Here is a 16,710-nt window from a genome sequence, read left to right as displayed (position 1 = left end):
ACACCGGCATGGACCCCCGGCTCGACCGGGACACGTCCAACTGCTCCATCGCGCGGACCCTTGAGATCGTGGGCGAGAAGTGGACCATCCTGATCCTGCGTGAGGTGTGGTACGGCTCGTCCCGGTTCAGTGACTTCGAGCGTGTTCTGGGCTGTCCTCGCAACCTGCTGGCGACGCGGCTCCGGATGCTGGTGGAGGAAGGGATCCTGGCGACCGAGACGTACAAGGAACCCGGTGCGCGGAGTCGGCCGAAGTATGTGATCACCCCCAAGGGCATGGATCTGGTGCCGGCCGTGATGGGGCTGTTGCAGTGGGGCGACCGTTACCGCGCCGACCCGGAGGGGCCTGCGGTACTGGCGCGACACCGCGAGTGCGGCGCGCGCGTCGACGTCCGGATTCGCTGCGAACGAGGCCACCCGGTGCAAGCGACTGACATCGAGAGCGTCCCCGGGCCGGCCTTTCGCATGAGGTCGTCCGAGTGAGCTGAGGATTCCTCCCGTCAGCCATCCGTGATTCCGGCTGGTCGTCCTGTGCCGCAGGCCGCGCCCGGCTGGGCGTGCCGACATGATCGGTACGGTGGTACCGGGGCGGCGATGAGAGGGGCGGCGAGGCCGTGGGCGAGGAAGCGGAGATCAGGACGGCGAAGGAGGCCGCCGACCACGAGCTGATCCTGGCGTTCGGGCGGTTGCAGGGGGCGGCCAACCGGCTGGAGTACATCCTCGGCCGGGCGCTCGAGGTGGAGTGCGGCATCAGCCATCTGGTCTTCGAGGTGCTGCTGATCCTCGGCCGGGCGGGCGAGCCGGGGCTCTCGATGCGGGCCATCGCCCAGGAGCAGGTGCTGACCACCGGCGGCGCCACCCGGCTGGTGGATCGCATGGAGACGGCGGGGTATGTGACGCGCGGGGAAGCCCCCGGCGACCGGCGCGGGAAGCTCGTGCGACTGACGCCGCTGGGCGAGGAGACGGTCGTACGCGCGTCTTCGGTGCACCTGGAGAACATCAAGCGGTACTTCGTGGAGCCGCTCCCCGCGGCGGACCGCGAGCGGTTCGCCGAGAATCTGCGGATCCTCAGTCATACGGCCCGGGACGTGTTGCCCCGGCTGCCCTGACCTGCGGCCCGACGGCAGCGCGGGTGTAAAGGCCTCGGCCACCCGCATGTGTCCCAGCCCACGCGGCCCCCGGAATATCTGACGCGTCAGTTACTGTTTCGTCAGGTGAATCGCTCGCAACCGGCGGGCACACATCCCTGCCGAGGTCTTCGTGAAGCTCGTCTACGTCTTCGACGCCTACTGCGGCTGGTCGCACGGATTCTCCGCCACGCTGCACGAGGTCGTCGCCCGCCGCCCCGGGACGCCCGTCGAGGTGATCTCCGGCGGTCTGTTCACCGGGCCGCGCCGGGTGCGGATCCGGGAGTTCGGCTACGTCCAGGGCGCGAATGCCCGGATCGCCGAGCTGACCGGCGCCGAATTCGGGGAGGCGTACGAGCGGCTGATCGCCGACGGCTCGTTCGTGATGGACTCCGAGGCCGCCGCCCGCGGTGTCGCGGCCCTGCGCCGGACCGCCCCCGGCCGCGCGCCGGAGCTCGCCGCGGCCGTCCAGCACGCCTTCTACGTCGACGGCCTCAGCCTGTCGGAGGCGGCCACCTATCGTGCGGTCGCCCAGGCGGCCGGGCTCGACCCCGACGCCGTGGTCTCCGCCTTCCAGGCCCCCGAGGCGTCGAATGCGGCTGCGGAGGACTTCCACCGCGCGGCCGGACTGGGCGTCAGCGGCTTCCCCACCTTGCTGGCGGTGAACGGCGACGCCGTCACTTCCCTGGCCCGTGGCCACGCCACCGCCGACGAGGTCGACCAGCGGATCGCAGCCCTGGCCACCGCCTGACTTCCGTCTTCTGTCCCCATTCATCACCCTCAAGGAGGCTCCACATGAGTACGCTCGACTTCAAGGTCCTGGACCTCGACTTCCCGGCCGGCAGCAAGAACAAGACCGCCACGCTCGTCACCGGCGAGAACGAAGCCCTGCTGGTGGACGCCAGCTTCACCCGCGCCGACGGCCACCGGCTGGCCGCCGAGATCCTCGACTCGGGCAAGAAGCTGACCACCGTCTTCGTCAGCCACGGCGACCCCGACTTCTACTTCGGCGCGGAGGTCCTCGCCGACGCCTTCCCGGACGCCGTCCTCGTCGCCACCCCGATCGTCATCGAGCACATCCAGCACTCGTACGAGGGCAAGCTCAAGGCGTGGGCCGCGCTCGGCCCGAACCTGCCCACCCGCCTGGTCGGCCTCCAGCCGCTGACCGGCGACCTCACCCTGGAGGGCCACCGCTTCGAGCTCAAGGGCGGCCCGGCCGGTCTGCCCGACCGCCACTACCTGTGGCAGGCCGAGCAGCGCGCGGTCCTCGGCGGTGTCCTGCTCTTCCAGCAGGAGCACGTCTGGGTCGCCGACACAGCCACCCCGGGCGACCGCGCGGCCTGGATCGACCTGCTGGACGAGATGGCCTCCCTCGACCCGGAGCTGGTCGTCCCCGGCCACCGCCTGCCCGGCACCGCGGCCGACGCCTCCGCCATCACCGCCACTCGCGACTACCTGCTCGCCTTCGAGGAGGAGCTGGGCAAGGCGGCCGACGGCGCGGCGCTCACCGAGGCGCTCGTGAAGCGGTACCCGGACCACGGCATGCTGATCGCCGCACAGATCGGCGCCAAGGTCGCCAAGGGCGAGATGAAGTGGGGCTGACATGACGGACTTCGCCACCTCCACCGCCCCCGCCGACGTCGTACGCCGTCAGTACCTGGCCTCTGCCGCCGGTGACCTGGAAGCGCTGCGCGCCACCCTCGCCCCCGACGTGGAGTGGACCGAGATGGCCGGCTTCCCGCTCGCGGGCACCTACCGCACTCCCGGCGGCGTCACCTCCCACGTCATGGAGGAACTCGCCAAGGAGTGGGACGACTGGGCCGCCCACGACGACACCTACGTCGTCGATGGCGAGAACGTCGTCGTCCTGGCCCGCTACACGGCCGTCAACAAGGCCACCGGCAAGCCGCTCGCCGTGCGTGTCGCCCATCACTTCGTCGTACGCGGCGGGCTCATCGTCCGCTTCGAGCAGTTCGTCGACACCGCGCTGGTGCGGGAGGCGATGGGCGCCTAGACGGTCACGCCACCTGGAGCTCCGCTCCAGGTGGGCATGCTCGCTCAGACGTCGTAGACGTGGAAGCCTCTGCCGCTCTTGCGGCCGAGGTGCCCCGCGGCGACCATGCGGCGCAGGAGGGCCGGCGGTGCGTACAGCGGCTCCTTGAACTCCTCGTACATCGACTCGGCCACGGCCTGGGCGGTGTCGAGGCCGATGAGGTCGAGCAGCCGCAGCGGCCCCATGGGGTGGGCGCATCCCAGTTCCATGCCCCGGTCGATGTCCTCCGGCTGTGCGGAGCCCGACTCCACCATCCGTACCGCGCTGAGCAGGTAGGGCACGAGGAGGGCGTTGACGACGAAGCCGGAGCGGTCGGGCGCCTGGATGGCCTGTTTGCCCAGTTGCTCGGCGAAGCCGCGGGTGCGCAGCACGGTGTCCGCGCTGGTGGTGAGGGCGGGAATGAGCTCCACCAGCTGCTGCACGGGCACGGGGTTGAAGAAGTGCATGCCGATGACCTGCGCGGGCCGCTCGGTGACGACGGCGAGATCGACGATGGGGATCGAGGAGGTGTTGGTGGCCAGGACCGCCGCGGGGTCTTCGACCGCCTTGTCCAGGGTGCGCAGGACGTCCGTCTTGATGTCGCGGTTCTCGGCGACCGCCTCGACGACGAACTGGCGGTCGGCCATGTCGCTGAGGTCGTGGGTGAACGAGAGCCTGGCGACGGCCTGGTCCCGCTGCTCCTCGCTGAGCTTGCCGCGCCGCAGGCCTCGGTCGAGTGAGGCGGTGAGCCGGCGGCGGCCTGCCTCCAGCGCGTCCGGCGTGGCCTCGGCGACTCGGACGTCGATGCCGCTGCGGGCCGCGACTTCGGCGATGCCGGAGCCCATGAGGCCGCATCCGACCACGCCGAGACGAGTAACGGGATCCATCTGAGGTCCTATCTGGTGAGGCGCTGCGGGGTGGTTTCCGGGCTACGGGGCTGGGTCAGACGTTGCGGCGGTACTGGCCGCCCACCTCGAAGAAGGCCTCGGTGATCTGCTGAAGCGAGCAGACCCGGGTGGCGTCCATGAGGACGGCGAAGACGTTGTCGCCGTTCGTCGCCGCGTCCTTGAGAGCGGCGAGGGCGTCGTGGGCCTGGTCGCGGTGGCCGGTGTGGAAGTCGCGCACGCGCTCCAGCTGGGACTGCTTCTCCTTTTCGGTGGCCCGGGCGAGTTCCAGCTCCTGAGGCCGGCTGTCGCCGCCGGGGCGGAGGAAGGTGTTGACGCCGATGATGGGCAGGGTGCCGTCGTGCTTGCGCTGCTCGTACAGCATCGACTCGTCCTGGATGCGGCCGCGCTGGTAGCCGGTCTCCATCGCGCCCAGTACGCCACCGCGCTCGCTGATCCGCTCGAACTCCTGGAGGACTGCCTCCTCCACCAGGTCCGTGAGTTCGTCGATGATGAACGATCCCTGGAGGGGGTTCTCGTTCATCGCCAGGCCCCACTCGCGGTTGATGACGAGCTGGATCGCCAGCGCCCGCCGCACCGACTCCTCGGACGGGGTGGTGACGGCCTCGTCGTAGGCGTTGGTGTGCAGCGAGTTCGCGTTGTCGTAGATGGCGGTGAGGGCCTGGAGGGTGGTGCGGATGTCGTTGAAGTCCATCTCCTGGGCGTGCAGGGAGCGTCCCGAGGTCTGGACGTGGTACTTCAGCTTCTGACTGCGTTCGTTGGCCCCGTACTTCTCCTTCATCGCGACGGCCCAGACCCGGCGGGCGACCCGGCCGAGGACGGAGTACTCGGGGTCCATGCCGTTGGAGAAGAAGAACGACAGGTTCGGGGCGAAGTCGTCGATGTGCATGCCCCTGGCGAGGTAGGCCTCGACGTAGGTGAAGCCGTTGGCGAGGGTGAAGGCGAGCTGGCTGATGGGGTTCGCGCCGGCTTCGGCGATGTGGTAGCCGGATATGGAGACGGAGTAGAAGTTGCGGACCTTGTGGGCGATGAACCACTCCTGGATGTCGGCCATCATCCGCAGCGAGAACTCGGTGGAGAACAGGCAGGTGTTCTGGCCCTGGTCCTCCTTCAGGATGTCGGCCTGCACCGTGCCGCGTACGCTCGCGAGCGCGTGGGCCCGCAGCTCGGCCGCCTCCTTGGGCGACGGGTCACGGCCCTCGGCGGCTCGGAACTTCTCCAGCTGCTGATCGATGGCGGTGTTGAGGAAGAACGCCAGGATCGTCGGCGCGGGTCCGTTGATGGTCATGGAGACCGAGGTCGTGGGTGAGGTCAGGTCGAAGCCGTCGTAGAGGGCCTTCATGTCCGCGAGTGTTGCCACCGACACCCCGGACGTGCCGACCTTGCCGTAGATGTCGGGGCGTTCGTCCGGGTCGCGGCCGTAGAGCGTGACCGAGTCGAAGGCGGTGGACAGGCGGGTGGCCGGCTGGCCCTCGGAGAGCAGCTTGAAGCGCCGGTTCGTGCGGAACGGATCGCCCTCACCGGCGAACATCCGCGCCGGGTCCTCGCCGTCGCGCTTGAAGGGGAACACACCTGCCGTGAAGGGGAAGTAGCCGGGCAGGTTCTCCCCGCGCCAGAACCGCACCAGCTCCCCGTGGTCGGAGAAGCGGGGCAGGGCGACGCGCGGGACCTGGTTGCCGGACAGGGACTCGCGGGTCAGCTTGGTGCGGATCTCCCTGTCCCGGACCTTCACCACCTGCTCGTCCCCGGAGTAGGAGGCGATGACGGCGGGCCAGCTCCCGATCTGCTCCGCGATCTGGTGCGGGAGCCGCCTGCGGGCGTCGTCGAGGAGCGACTGCACGTTCGCCGAGTCGGAGCCCGCCTCGGCGAGTTCCGCCCTGACCGCCTCCAGGTACTGCGCCCGCCTGGCCGCCTCGGCCAGGCGCGTGGTCTCGGCGTGGTATGCGCGGACCGTGTCGGTGATCTCGGCGAGGTAGCGCACCCGGCCCGCCGGGACCACCTGCCGGATGCCGGAGGAGTGGCGTACCCCGACCGGTGCCAGCGCCCCCTCGGACAGCGGCAGGCCCTTCTCGGCCAGGCCAGTCCTCAGGTGCTGGTAGAGCGCGGTGACACCGTCGTCGTTGAACGTCGCCGCCGACGTGCCGTACACCGGCATGTCCTCGGGCCGCATGCCGAACGCCTCGCGGTTGCGGACCAGTTGGCGGCCCACGTCGCGCAGCGCGTCCTGTGCGCCGCGCCGCTCGAACTTGTTGATCGCCACGACGTCGGCGAAGTCGAGCATGTCGATCTTCTCCAGCTGCGAGGCGGCACCGAACTCCGGTGTCATCACGTACAGCGAGGTGTCGACGAACGGCACGATCGCCGCGTCGCCCTGGCCGATGCCCGGCGTCTCCACGATCACCAGGTCGAACCCGGCGGCCTTGACCACGTCGATGACGTCGGTCAGGTGCTCGGGCAGTTCGCGACTGCCACGGGTGGCCAGGCTGCGGAAGAAGATCCGGTTCCCGTCCAGGGAGTTCATGCGGATCCGGTCACCGAGCAGTGCCCCGCCGCCGCGGCGGCGGGTCGGGTCGACCGCGATCACGGCGATCCGCAGCTTGTCCTGCTGGTCGAGGCGGAAGCGGCGCACCAGTTCGTCCGTCAGTGACGACTTGCCCGAGCCGCCCGTGCCGGTGATGCCGAGCACCGGCATGACCCGTGCCGCGGCGGCGGCCCGCAGCCGCTCCAGGAGATCCGGGGGCAGCTTGCCCAGTTCGGCGCCGGTGATGGCGCGGGCGATCGCGAACCGGTCACCGGCGAGCACGGCGGACGCGTCGGCCGGCTTGCCGTCCCAGAGGTCGAAGTCGCAGTCCTTCACGACCGAGTTGACCATGCCGGCCAGGCCCATCCGCTGCCCGTCCTCGGGCGAGAAGATGGTCACCCCGCTGCCGCGCAGCCGGGCGATCTCCTCGGGCACGATGACGCCGCCTCCGCCGCCCACCACACGGATGTGGTCGGCTCCCCGCTCGCGCAGCGACTCGACCAGGTACTCGAAGTACTCCACGTGCCCGCCCTGATACGACGAGACGGCGACACCGTGTGCGTCCTCCTCCAGGGCGGCGTCCACGACCTCCCGCACCGACCGGTTGTGCCCCAGGTGGATCACCTCGGCGCCCTGGGACTGGAAGATGCGCCGCATGATGTTGATCGACGCGTCATGCCCGTCGAACAGAGCCGAAGCCGTCACCAGGCGGACGGGGTGCACGGGCCGGTGCAGATCACTCATGGGGGCCTTCCCGGACGGGGCGGGGGTACTGCCGACAGAAGAGATACTAGGACGTCCTAGTAAATTCCTGGGGGTGATCGCCGTCACAGATCGAGGACGAGGCGGGTCCCGCACGAGCGGGAGACGCAGATCAGCATGGTGTCGCCGGCGGCCCGCTCGTCCTCGGTCAGCAGCGAGTCGCGGTGGTCGGGCTTGCCGTCGAGTACGTCGGTCTCGCAGGTGCCGCACGTGCCTTCCCGGCAGGAGAAGTCGACCGCGACACCGGCCTGCTCCACGGTTTCGAGCACCGAGCGGTCCGCCGGCACAGTGAGGGTGAGACCGGATCGTGCGAGCTCCACCTCGAAGGCCTCGGCCTGGCCGGCCGCGTCCGTCCGCACCGGGGAGAACCGTTCGACGCCCAGCGTGCCCGCAGGCCAGTCCCCGCAGTGTTCCTGCACCGCCCGCAACAGGGGCTCGGGACCGCAGGCGTGCACCAGCGTGCCCTCCTCGGGTACGCCGAGGTGGGCCGCGAGGTCCAGCAGGCCGTATTCGTCCTGCGGACGCACGAGGACCCGGTCCCCGTGCGGGGCGAGGCGGTCCAGGAACGCCATGGAGGTACGGGTGCGCCCGCCGTACAACAGACGCCAGTCGGCCCCCGCGGCCTCGGCGGCCTCCACCATCGGAAGGATGGGCGTGATGCCGACGCCGCCGGCGATGAACAGGTGGCGAGCGGCGGGCCGCAGCGGGAAGTTGTTCCGCGGTCCGCGGACCCGCACGGTAGCGCCTTCGCGCAGATGGTCGTGGACGTACGCGGAGCCCCCGCGGCCGTGCGGCTCGCGCAGCACGGCGATCTGCCAGGAGTCGCGCGCGGCCGGATCTCCGCACAGGGAGTACTGACGGATCAGATCCCCGTTCTCGCCGTCGGCGCCGGCCAGGAGTACGTCGATGTGGGCGCCCGGTGTCCAGGCGGGGAGCATCCCGCCGTCGGGGCGGCGCAGGGTGAGGGAGACGACGCCGTCGGCGGCGGGGGTACGGGCCGCCACGGCAAGGGTCGTGTCGACCGAGGTCAGCTGGACGTTCATGATGGTTCGGCTCCGGGTTCAGTCCTGGGTCGGCACATGCAGCAACAGCGCGTCGCCCTGGCCGCCGCCCCCGCACAGGGCCGCCGCTCCGCTGCCGCCTCCGCGTCGCCGCAGTTCGGCCGCGAGAGTCAGCACCAGCCGGGCTCCGGTCATGCCGACCGGGTGCCCCAGCGCGATCGCTCCGCCATTGACGTTCACCTTGTCGAGAGGGAGGTCCAGCTCCCGTACGGATGCCAGGGCCACTCCGGCGAACGCCTCGTTGATCTCGAACAGGTCCAGGTCGGCGGTCTTAAGGCGGCCGTCCCGGGACAGGGCGTCGCGGACCGCGCCGGCCGGCTGGACGAGCAGTGAGGGGTCGGGGCCGGCGACCGTTCCGTAGGCGCCGATCTCGGCGAGCGGGGTCAGGCCCTCGAACCGGGCGCGCTCCGCGCTCATCACGACGACGGCCGCGGCGCCGTCGGAGAGCTGTGAGGAGTTGCCCGCGGTGATGGTGCCCGTGCCGGAGAAGGCCGGCCTCAGGCGCCCCAGGCTCTCGGCGGTGCTTCCCGGCCGTACGCCCTCGTCGGTGTCCACCACCGTCTCGCCCCGCCGTCCGGCCACGGTGACGGGAGCGATCTCCCCGGACAGCGCGCCCGACTGCTGGGCGTGGGCGGCCCGTTGATGGGACAGTGCGCTGTACTCGTCCTGCTCCTCGCGGGTCAGGGCGTACGGCCGCTGGTAGCGCTCGGTGGCCGCGCCCATGGAGACGCCGTCGAAGGCGCAGACCAGGGCGTCGCGGTCGAGGGCGTCCTCCGCCGCGGCCGAGCCGTACTTCCAGCCGGTGCGAGCTCCGCGCAGCAGGTGCGGGGCGCCCGACATGGACTCCATGCCACCGGCGAGGACCACCTCGTGGCGGCCGGAGGCGATCATGAGGTCGGCCAGGGCGATGGCGTGCAGACCGGACAGGCAGAGCTTGTTGACGGTGCTCGCGGGGACGGAGAACGGAATGCCGGCGCGGACCGCAGCCTGCCGTGCCGGGTTCGGGCCGGCCCCGGCCTGCACGACATGACCCATGACGACGGCTTCCACCGCCGCCGGGTCCAGACGGGCGGCGGCCAGTGCCGCGCCGATGGCGTGGGCGCCGAGGTCGACCGCGGGCACGGTGCTCAGGGCACCCGCCAGCCTGCCGATGGGCGTCCTTGCTCCGGCGACGATGACGGATCCGGGCATGCCGGGACCTCCTGGGGTTGGGGCGGGTCAGGCGACCGCGTCGACGGCGCGTTCGGCGACCATGTGGGCCGTCTCGTTCACCGAGTGCAGGACGATCCGGCCGCCGGGCATGCGCCGCACCCGGCTGACGGACGTGTAGTCGGGGTGGAACCAGAACATCGTGGGCAGGCCGAGCACCGTCGCCAGATAGGTGTTGGTGATGCCGCCGTGGCACACGACCGCGACCCGGCCTCCGGGATGGGCGTCGAGGATGGTGTCCATGGCCCGCCCGGCACGGGCGCGGAAGGCGTCCCAGTCCAGCTCGGGCACGAAGTCCTCGTAGCGTCCCTCGGCGAGCGCCGCCGCCCGGGGATCGTCCGCGCCGATCTGCTCCGGCGGCATGTAGGGCTGAGTCACGTCGGTGTCCCACTCGCGCAGATCGTCGAGGACGGTGGCGGTCATGCCGGTGAGGCGCTCCAGGGGCGCCACGGTCTCGCGGGCACGCCGGTACGGGCTGGAGTACAGCGCGTCGACGTCCTCGTGCACGAGCCAGGAGGCGAGGCGCTCGGCCTGTGCGGTGCCCTCCGGTGACAGCCGGGGGTCGAACACGCCCGCCTGGGGGAGGCCGTGCCGGATGAGGAGGAGTTCGGTCATGGGTGGTCCTTACTGGGTGAGCCCGGCTCAGCCGGCGATGGTGCGTTCGGAGTGCCAGTACGGGCGGCGCATCGCACGCTTGTCGAGCTTGCCCATCGCGTTGCGCAGCAGCTCGGGGACGAACTCGTACGACTTCGGGCACTTGTGGGCGGCGAGGTGCTCGCGGCAGAACCGGTCCAGCTCATCGGCCGGCGGCTCGTCCGCCGCCACCACGACCAGCGCCCGCAGGGACTCGCCGAAGTCCGGGTCGGGCACGCCGACGACCGCGACCTCGGCGACCGCCGGGTGCCGCCGCAGGACCGCCTCGCTCTCGGCCGGGTACAGGTTCACGCCGCCGGAGACCACCACGTCCGCGGCCCGGTCGGTGATGAAGATGTAGCCGTCCGCGTCGACGTAGCCGATGTCGCCGAGCGTGAAGACGCCGGGGGAGAGATAGGCGGACCTGGTCTTGTCCGGGTCCGCGTGGTAGCGGACGCCCTGGTCGTCGGGGGCCCGGAAGGCGAGCAGTCCGCGTTCTCCGGGCGGCAGCCGCCGGCCTTCGTCATCGGTGACCAGGACCTCGAACGGGGCCCGGACGCGTCCGACCGAGCCCGGGTGCGCCAGCCACTCGGAGCTGCTGATGCGGGCCACGGTCCCCGCCTCGCTGGCGCCGTACGACTCGGTCAGCACCGGACCGAACCACTCGATCATGGCTCGCTTCACGTCCGGCGGGCACGCGGAGCCGGTGTGGGACACCTGCCGCAGGCTGGAGACGTCGTACCGGGCGCGGACCTCCTCCGGGAGGGCGAGCAGCCGCTGGAAGTGGGTGGGCACCATCACCGTCGAGGAGACCCGCCACCTCTGCACCCGGCTGAGGAACGTCTCCCCGTCGTATCTGCCGAGGACGACCACGGGCTGACCGGCCGCCAGGTGGCGCAGCGAGGTCAGCGGCGCGTTGTGCTGGAGCGGGCCGCACACCAGGTGCGGTCCCGGCGGGAACCCGGGCCGGGCGGACATCGCGGTGAGGTAGGCGGCGCTGTCGGCGACCGGGCCGCTCACCCAGCGCACCTCGGTGCCGCGCGCCCGTCCGGTGGTGCCCGAGGTGTAGACGAGCGGAGGCCGGGCGGGCCGGTCCGCCGGGACGGAGCGTCCGGCCGGCGCGGCCGCCAGCCACAGGTCCCAGTCGAAGGCGTGCCCGGCGGCCGGCGTTCCGTGCGTCACCAGCGGCAGGCCCAGTTCCCGGGCCGCGTCCAGGGCGGCGCCCGCCCCTGCGGGACCGGCGACGATCGCGGTCACGCCCGCGTCGATGATCTGGTCGACGAGTTCGCCCGAGGTGAGGTTCCGGGACGTGGCCACGGTCCCGACCCCGGCGCGCAGGCCGGCCAGGTGGGCCACCAGCGTCGGGATGGCGTTGTCACCGAGGACGGCGATCCGGTCGTCGGGGCCGGGTGCGAACTCCAGCAGCCGTGCCGCCGCCCGCGCCACCTGGTCGGCGAGGCCGGACCAGGACAGCACGCCCAGGTCGTCCACCAGGGCGGGTTCCTCGGGTGTCTCCTGGGCGCGACGGTCGAGTGGCAGCAGCGACATGGCTCCTCCGGCGGCTCCTGGGGCCTCTCCCGATTCGAGGGGAGAGGTGATGCGTAGACTGTAGCGTTTATCAAGAAAGTACGGAACACTCAGATCCCAAGCGGAGGCGTTCCCGCAAGCTCAAAGGGTCTGGCAAGCACGCTTTGCCGCCACCGTTACTGAATCTTTCGTCTGGTAACTGTCCGAGGAGGAGTCATGCCCCAGCCCGATCCGGACGCGTGGCGCACGCAAGTACGCCAGTGGCTGGCCGGCGTGCTCGAACCGGCGCGGGCGCCGGAGTCCGCCGGAGATGACGCCGACCTCGCCGTGTTCCACAACCTGCCCGAGGACGAGGAACGCCTGCTGCTGGAACGCTGCCGCGCCTACCAGCGGGCCCGCTTCGACGCCGGCTACCAGGCGCTGACCCTCCCCGCGGACAGGGGCGGCGCGGGCCTGACCGCCGCCCACGTGGCCGCCTTCGCCGAGGAGGAGTCCGCCTTCGAGGTGCCGCCCTCCACCGAGCTGATCAGCGTCACCGTGCGCCTGGTCGCGATGGCCGTCTCCCTGTTCGGGACGGCCGAGCAACTCCACGGCCACGCCCGCGCGTTCCTGCGCACCGACCTGCTGGCCTGCCAGCTCTTCAGCGAGCCGGGTGCCGGTTCCGACCTCGCCGCCCTGCGCACCCGCGCCCGGCAGGCAGACGGGGGCGAGTGGGTGATCGACGGCCAGAAGGTGTGGACCTCGGGCGCCCAGTTCGCCGACTACGGCCTGCTGCTCGCCCGCACCGACCCGGACGTCGTCAAACAGGCCGGCATCACCGCCTTCCTGGTCCCGATGGACGCCCCGGGCGTGGAGATCCGCCCCATCCGGCAGATGAGCGGCGGCGCCTCCTTCAACGAGGTGTTCCTCAGCGGCGTACGCGTCCCGGACCGGCTCCGGATCGGGCGGCCGGGCCAGGGCTGGGAGGTCGCCACCACCACCCTCGCCTTCGAACGGACCGCCTCCGGCAGCGGCAACCGCCGCAAGGGCGGCACCTTTCCGGACGTGCTCGCGCTCGCCCGCTCTCTCGACCGCACCTCGGATCCGCTGGTCCGCCAGCGCCTCGCCGACCTGTACGTGCGTGCCGCCCTGCGCGCGGCCACCGTGGACCGCGTCGCCAGGACGAGTGCGGCCGGCGGCCGGCCGGGTCCCGAGGCGTCGTTGACCAAGCTCATGGCCTCCGACCTGCTCACCCGCACGGGACAGGTCGCCGCCGAGCTGATGGGGGCGCGCATCAGCGCCGACACCGGGGAACCGGGCACGTTCGCCTGGACGCAGCACCTGCTCGGCGCCCCCGGCTACCGGCTGGCCGGAGGCACCGACCAGATCCAGCGCAACCTGATCGGCGAGCGGGTGCTGAAGCTGCCGCCGGAGCCGCGGGAGGACCGGGCGCCGTTCTCGCAGCTTCCCGGCAACTGAGCCACCGGACGGTTTAGGCAATCACAAAGGAGTGACATCGATGGATCTGGGACTGACAGGCGCGAAGGCGCTGGTGACCGGCGCGAGCCGGGGCATCGGCCGGGCGATCGCCGGAACCCTCGCGGCCGAGGGCTGCGCGCTGGCCCTGTGCGCCCGGGGCGAGGAAGGGCTGGCCAAGGCCGCCGCCGAACTGCGCGGTGAGGGGGCCACAGTGTTCGCGGAGCCGGTCGACGTCACCGACCCGGCCGCCCTGGCGGGATTCGTGGAGCGGGCGGCCGGTGAACTCGGCGGGCTGGACCTGCTGGTGTCCAACGTGTCGGCGGGCAACGTGAAGGGCCCCGAGTCCTGGGAAGCCAGCCTGCGCGGCGACCTGATCCCGTTCGCGGGCCTCGTAGAGGCGGCTCTTCCGCATCTGGAGGCCTCCGACCGGGCCGCCGTCGTGGCCATCGGCACCACCAACGCCTCCGACACCGCGCGCCCGGCCGGAGCGAACTCCTACTCCGCGCTCAAGGCGGCCGTCGTCCAGCACGCCTCGGCGCTCGCGCACTCCCTCGCGCCGAAGGGCATCCGAGTCAACACCGTCTCGCCCGGCCCGATCGACTTCCCCGGTGGTGCCTGGGAGACCATCCGCACCAGCCGCCCGGAGGTGTACGAGGAGGTCCTCGCCAAGCTGCCGATCGGCCGCTACGGCACCGCCGAGGACGTGGCCGCGGCGGTGGCGTTCCTTCTCGGGCGGACCGGCTCCTTCTGCGTCGGGGTCAACCTCGTGGTGGACGGCGGGCTGCTCACCCGCGTCCAGTACTGAGCCGTGGCGGGCCCGGCCGGCCGCCTGGACGCCGTACTGGTCTGCGGCGGACGGTGGCACGACTTCGACCACGCGCGGCTGCGGCTGCTGGAGCTGCTCGCCGAGCATCCCCGGGTGCGCACCACGGTGTACCAGGACTACGACTGCCTGGCCGCCCTCGACAGGGCGGACCTGCTGGTCACCTATACCTGTGACGTCCGGCCCCGCCCGGCGCAACGGGCGGCGCTGGCACGGTTCGTCGAGCGGGGCGGGCGCTGGCTCGCCCTGCACGGCACCAACGCGGTGATCGAGCCGTCGGCGGGCGGCGGCTCGCGGGTGTTCACCACTCCGCGGCTCCTCGGGGAAGTGGCGGAGGTGCTCGGCAGTCAGTTCCTGGCCCACCCGCCGATCGAGCCGTACGAGGTGCTGGTGACCCGGCCCGGCCATCCGCTGGTCGCCGGGATCGAACCGTTCACGGTCACCGACGAGCTGTACGTGAGCGAGATGCACGGCGAGCTGGAGGTGCTGCTGCACGCCGAGTACACGGGGCCGTGCCGCGGTTTCGCCGAGGGCGACACGGCGGCCCTCGACCGCGCGCCCCGGCCGGTGCTGTACCTCAAACGGCACGGCCGCGGCGAGGTCTGCTACTTCACCCTCGGCCACTGCCGGGGCCGCTACGACGTGCAGGACCTCGGCGTGGACGACACCGGGCGCGTGGACGTGGGGCCCTGGGAGACACCGGAGTTCCTGACCGTGCTCCGGCGCTGTGTGGAGCGGACGGTGGGCGGGCGAAGCCCGGCTCGGTGAAACGCGGGCCGTGGAGTGGCTGTCCGACCTGCGGATTGTTATGGACGGGGCCTCGCAGCAGGCGTACCGTGCCTCCGCACGCGCTCTATCGCGGGCCTTTGCGTACTCTGCCCGTGGGGGGCCACCGTCATGTCTGCATCCAATGAACTCCGTCCGCGGCGCATGCTGCCGAACGGAACACCACGCTCGGTGCGCGGCCTGCTGGCAGCGGCGTCGGTGTCGCTCGCGATCGTCGCCCTGAGCGATCTCCTCGCCGTCTTCGCCGGAGCGCGGATCTACCTGCTCATCGACGAGGACCAGGAATTCGCCGTTGCTCCCCAGCAAGGGCTGGACGCCGCGTACTCGCTGTACCAGACAGCCGGCAACATTCAGGGCATCGTGTTCCTGCCCTGCGCGGTCCTCTTCGTCGCATGGTTCTTCTGGACGCGCCGCAACACCGGGCTGCTGGCACCCGATCGGTTCCGTAGGGGCCCGGGCTGGGCCATCGGGGGCTGGCTCATCCCACTGGCGAACTTCTGGCTGCCGTACCGCATCGCCGTCGACATGTGGGGTGCCGCGTCACCCCTGCCCGCCGACGGGGAACCGTACCGGGCAGGGATCTGGCCCGTGAACCTGTGGTGGGGCCTGCTCGTTTCCAGCTCGCTGTACGGCCTGTACGCCGAGTCGCGATATGAGAGCGCAGAGACCCTCACGGAGACTCGGGCCGCGGTGATGCAGTACATGGCAGCGGACGTCCTGGACCTGGCCGCTGCCGTGGCCGCGGTGTACTTCGCCGTCCGCCTGACGTCCATGCACTGGCTGAAGGCGACGGCAAGCAGCCCTTACCGCGCGTGAGGCGACGAGGCGTGCGGCAAGACCACCGCGCGGCCGTCGATCTCCCCGGCGTGCAGGCGCTCGTACGCCTCTGGTGCCTGATCCAGTGTGAAGGTCTCCACGTGGGACGACACGAGACCCTGGCGTGCGAGCTCCAGGACCTCCATGAGTTCCGTCCGGCTGCCCCAGTAGGGGAAGGAGGCCGACACCTCGAACGGCAGGCCGCCGCCGAAGCCGACGGCCAGTGTGCCCCCGCCGAGGCCGACGACCGTGACATCGCCCGCCACCGCCACCGACGCGGCGGCCACGGCCAGGGTCGCCTCGGCCCCGACGAAGTCCAGGACGACCTGCGCTCCCGTACCGCCGGTGAGTCCGCGGATCCGTGCGGCCGCCTCGCCGTCGGAGAGGAGCGTCTCGTGGGCGCCGACTTCGCGGGCCAGCTCCAGTTTCTCCTTGCTCACGTCGAGGGCGACCACCCGGGCCGGGGTCAGCGCGCGCAGCAGCTGCACGGCGAGATGCCCCAGGCCGCCGACGCCGATCACCACCGCCGTGCTGCCGGGCAGCAGCTTCGGCAACGACCCGCGGATCGCGTGATACGGGGTCAGCCCGGCGTCCGTGAGGGGCGCGGCCTGCACCGGGTCGAGTCCGTTCAGGGGCACCAGGTGCCGGGGCGAGTCCACCAGTACGTACTCCGCCAGGGCACCGGGTGAGCCGAGCCCCGGCGGCAGGATGCCTAGCCCGGCGGCGTGCGGACAGCAGTTCTCCTTGCCTTCGGCGCACTGGTGGCAGCGCCCGCAGCCCCACGGGCCGTACACCGCCACCGCCTCGCCCTCCGTCACGGCGGTGACACCGGCACCCAGCGCCGCCACCGTGCCGACGCCCTCGTGACCGAGTGTCATCGGCAGGGCGTAGGGGAACCGCTCCTCGGGCCAGCCCATCACCGCCAGATCGGAGTGGCAGAGCCCGGCCGCCGTCACCTTCAACAGCACCTGGCCCGGGCCGGGTTCGGGGACCGGGACTTCCACGACCTCGGGAGCGTGCCCCACCCGCCGGTACTGAAGTGCCTTCATCA

The 16,710-nt window shown here is 71.5% G+C and carries 16 protein-coding genes; 9 read left to right on the top strand and 7 right to left on the bottom strand.

Annotation, left to right across the window (positions count from 1 at the left end; translation table 11 throughout):
* Positions 1–8 precede the first annotated feature (8 nt).
* The 5 genes from QC385_RS00405 to QC385_RS00385 all read left to right on the top strand — a co-directional run bounded on the left by QC385_RS00405 (position 9) and on the right by QC385_RS00385 (position 3,140).
* On the top strand, positions 9–482 hold the full coding sequence (locus tag QC385_RS00405; protein WP_336621269.1) for a winged helix-turn-helix transcriptional regulator: 474 nt from the start codon (positions 9–11) through the stop codon (positions 480–482).
* 131 nt (positions 483–613) lie between these two features.
* Positions 614–1,108, top strand: a complete 495-nt coding sequence (locus tag QC385_RS00400; protein WP_279539204.1) for a MarR family winged helix-turn-helix transcriptional regulator — start codon at positions 614–616, stop codon at positions 1,106–1,108.
* A gap of 151 nt (positions 1,109–1,259) precedes the next feature.
* The gene (locus tag QC385_RS00395) at positions 1,260–1,877 is read left to right on the top strand and encodes a DsbA family protein (RefSeq protein WP_279539203.1); all 618 of its coding nucleotides are present in this window, start codon (positions 1,260–1,262) and stop codon (positions 1,875–1,877) included.
* A gap of 44 nt (positions 1,878–1,921) precedes the next feature.
* Positions 1,922–2,728 carry an MBL fold metallo-hydrolase gene (locus tag QC385_RS00390; RefSeq protein ID WP_279539202.1) on the top strand — a complete coding sequence of 269 codons (807 nt, stop codon included), beginning with the start codon at positions 1,922–1,924 and terminating at the stop codon, positions 2,726–2,728.
* Position 2,729: 1 nt separating this feature from the next.
* Positions 2,730–3,140: a nuclear transport factor 2 family protein gene (locus QC385_RS00385; protein WP_279539201.1), complete on the top strand. Its 411-nt coding sequence runs from the start codon at positions 2,730–2,732 to the stop codon at positions 3,138–3,140.
* Positions 3,141–3,184: 44 nt separating this feature from the next.
* Here the strand turns inward: QC385_RS00385 and QC385_RS00380 are convergent, their stop codons facing one another.
* The 6 genes from QC385_RS00380 to QC385_RS00355 all read right to left on the bottom strand — a co-directional run bounded on the left by QC385_RS00380 (position 3,185) and on the right by QC385_RS00355 (position 11,797).
* A complete protein-coding gene (locus tag QC385_RS00380) occupies positions 3,185–4,045 on the bottom strand; it encodes a 3-hydroxybutyryl-CoA dehydrogenase (RefSeq protein ID WP_279539200.1) in 861 nt (286 codons plus the stop codon).
* Positions 4,046–4,100: 55 nt separating this feature from the next.
* On the bottom strand, positions 4,101–7,328 hold the full coding sequence (icmF, locus tag QC385_RS00375; protein WP_279539199.1) for a fused isobutyryl-CoA mutase/GTPase IcmF: 3,228 nt from the start codon (positions 7,326–7,328) through the stop codon (positions 4,101–4,103).
* An 83-nt stretch (positions 7,329–7,411) separates the two neighbouring features.
* Positions 7,412–8,389 carry a PDR/VanB family oxidoreductase gene (locus QC385_RS00370; protein ID WP_279539198.1) on the bottom strand — a complete coding sequence of 326 codons (978 nt, stop codon included), beginning with the start codon at positions 8,387–8,389 and terminating at the stop codon, positions 7,412–7,414.
* An 18-nt stretch (positions 8,390–8,407) separates the two neighbouring features.
* Complete coding sequence (locus QC385_RS00365) at positions 8,408–9,598, bottom strand: acetyl-CoA C-acyltransferase (RefSeq protein ID WP_279539197.1); 1,191 nt, start codon at positions 9,596–9,598, stop codon at positions 8,408–8,410.
* Positions 9,599–9,625: 27 nt separating this feature from the next.
* Complete coding sequence (locus QC385_RS00360) at positions 9,626–10,231, bottom strand: histidine phosphatase family protein (RefSeq protein ID WP_279539196.1); 606 nt, start codon at positions 10,229–10,231, stop codon at positions 9,626–9,628.
* A 27-nt stretch (positions 10,232–10,258) separates the two neighbouring features.
* A complete protein-coding gene (locus QC385_RS00355) occupies positions 10,259–11,797 on the bottom strand; it encodes an AMP-binding protein (RefSeq protein WP_279539195.1) in 1,539 nt (512 codons plus the stop codon).
* 195 nt (positions 11,798–11,992) lie between these two features.
* Here QC385_RS00355 and QC385_RS00350 point away from each other — a divergent pair, with 195 nt between their 5' ends.
* The 4 genes from QC385_RS00350 to QC385_RS00335 all read left to right on the top strand — a co-directional run bounded on the left by QC385_RS00350 (position 11,993) and on the right by QC385_RS00335 (position 15,659).
* Positions 11,993–13,234, top strand: coding sequence for an acyl-CoA dehydrogenase family protein (locus QC385_RS00350; protein ID WP_279539194.1), 1,242 nt, complete (start codon positions 11,993–11,995; stop codon positions 13,232–13,234).
* Between the two features lie 40 nt (positions 13,235–13,274).
* Entirely contained in the window at positions 13,275–14,039 is a 765-nt protein-coding gene (locus tag QC385_RS00345) for an SDR family NAD(P)-dependent oxidoreductase (protein ID WP_086847906.1), read from the top strand.
* A 3-nt stretch (positions 14,040–14,042) separates the two neighbouring features.
* Positions 14,043–14,825 carry a ThuA domain-containing protein gene (locus QC385_RS00340; protein WP_279539193.1) on the top strand — a complete coding sequence of 261 codons (783 nt, stop codon included), beginning with the start codon at positions 14,043–14,045 and terminating at the stop codon, positions 14,823–14,825.
* A gap of 129 nt (positions 14,826–14,954) precedes the next feature.
* A complete protein-coding gene (locus QC385_RS00335; protein ID WP_279539192.1) occupies positions 14,955–15,659 on the top strand; it encodes a DUF4328 domain-containing protein in 705 nt (234 codons plus the stop codon).
* Here the strand turns inward: QC385_RS00335 and QC385_RS00330 are convergent.
* Positions 15,647–16,708: an NAD(P)-dependent alcohol dehydrogenase gene (locus QC385_RS00330; protein WP_279539740.1), complete on the bottom strand. Its 1,062-nt coding sequence runs from the start codon at positions 16,706–16,708 to the stop codon at positions 15,647–15,649. The two genes, QC385_RS00335 and QC385_RS00330, sit on opposite strands and share 13 nt — an antisense overlap.
* Positions 16,709–16,710 lie beyond the last annotated feature (2 nt).

Origin of the sequence: Streptomyces sp. DH10 (genome assembly GCF_029813805.1) — a bacterium.
GTDB lineage: Bacteria > Actinomycetota > Actinomycetes > Streptomycetales > Streptomycetaceae > Streptomyces > Streptomyces coeruleofuscus.
The sequence above is the reverse complement of the archived record's forward strand: the minus strand, read 5'-3'. Positions and strand labels throughout refer to the sequence as shown.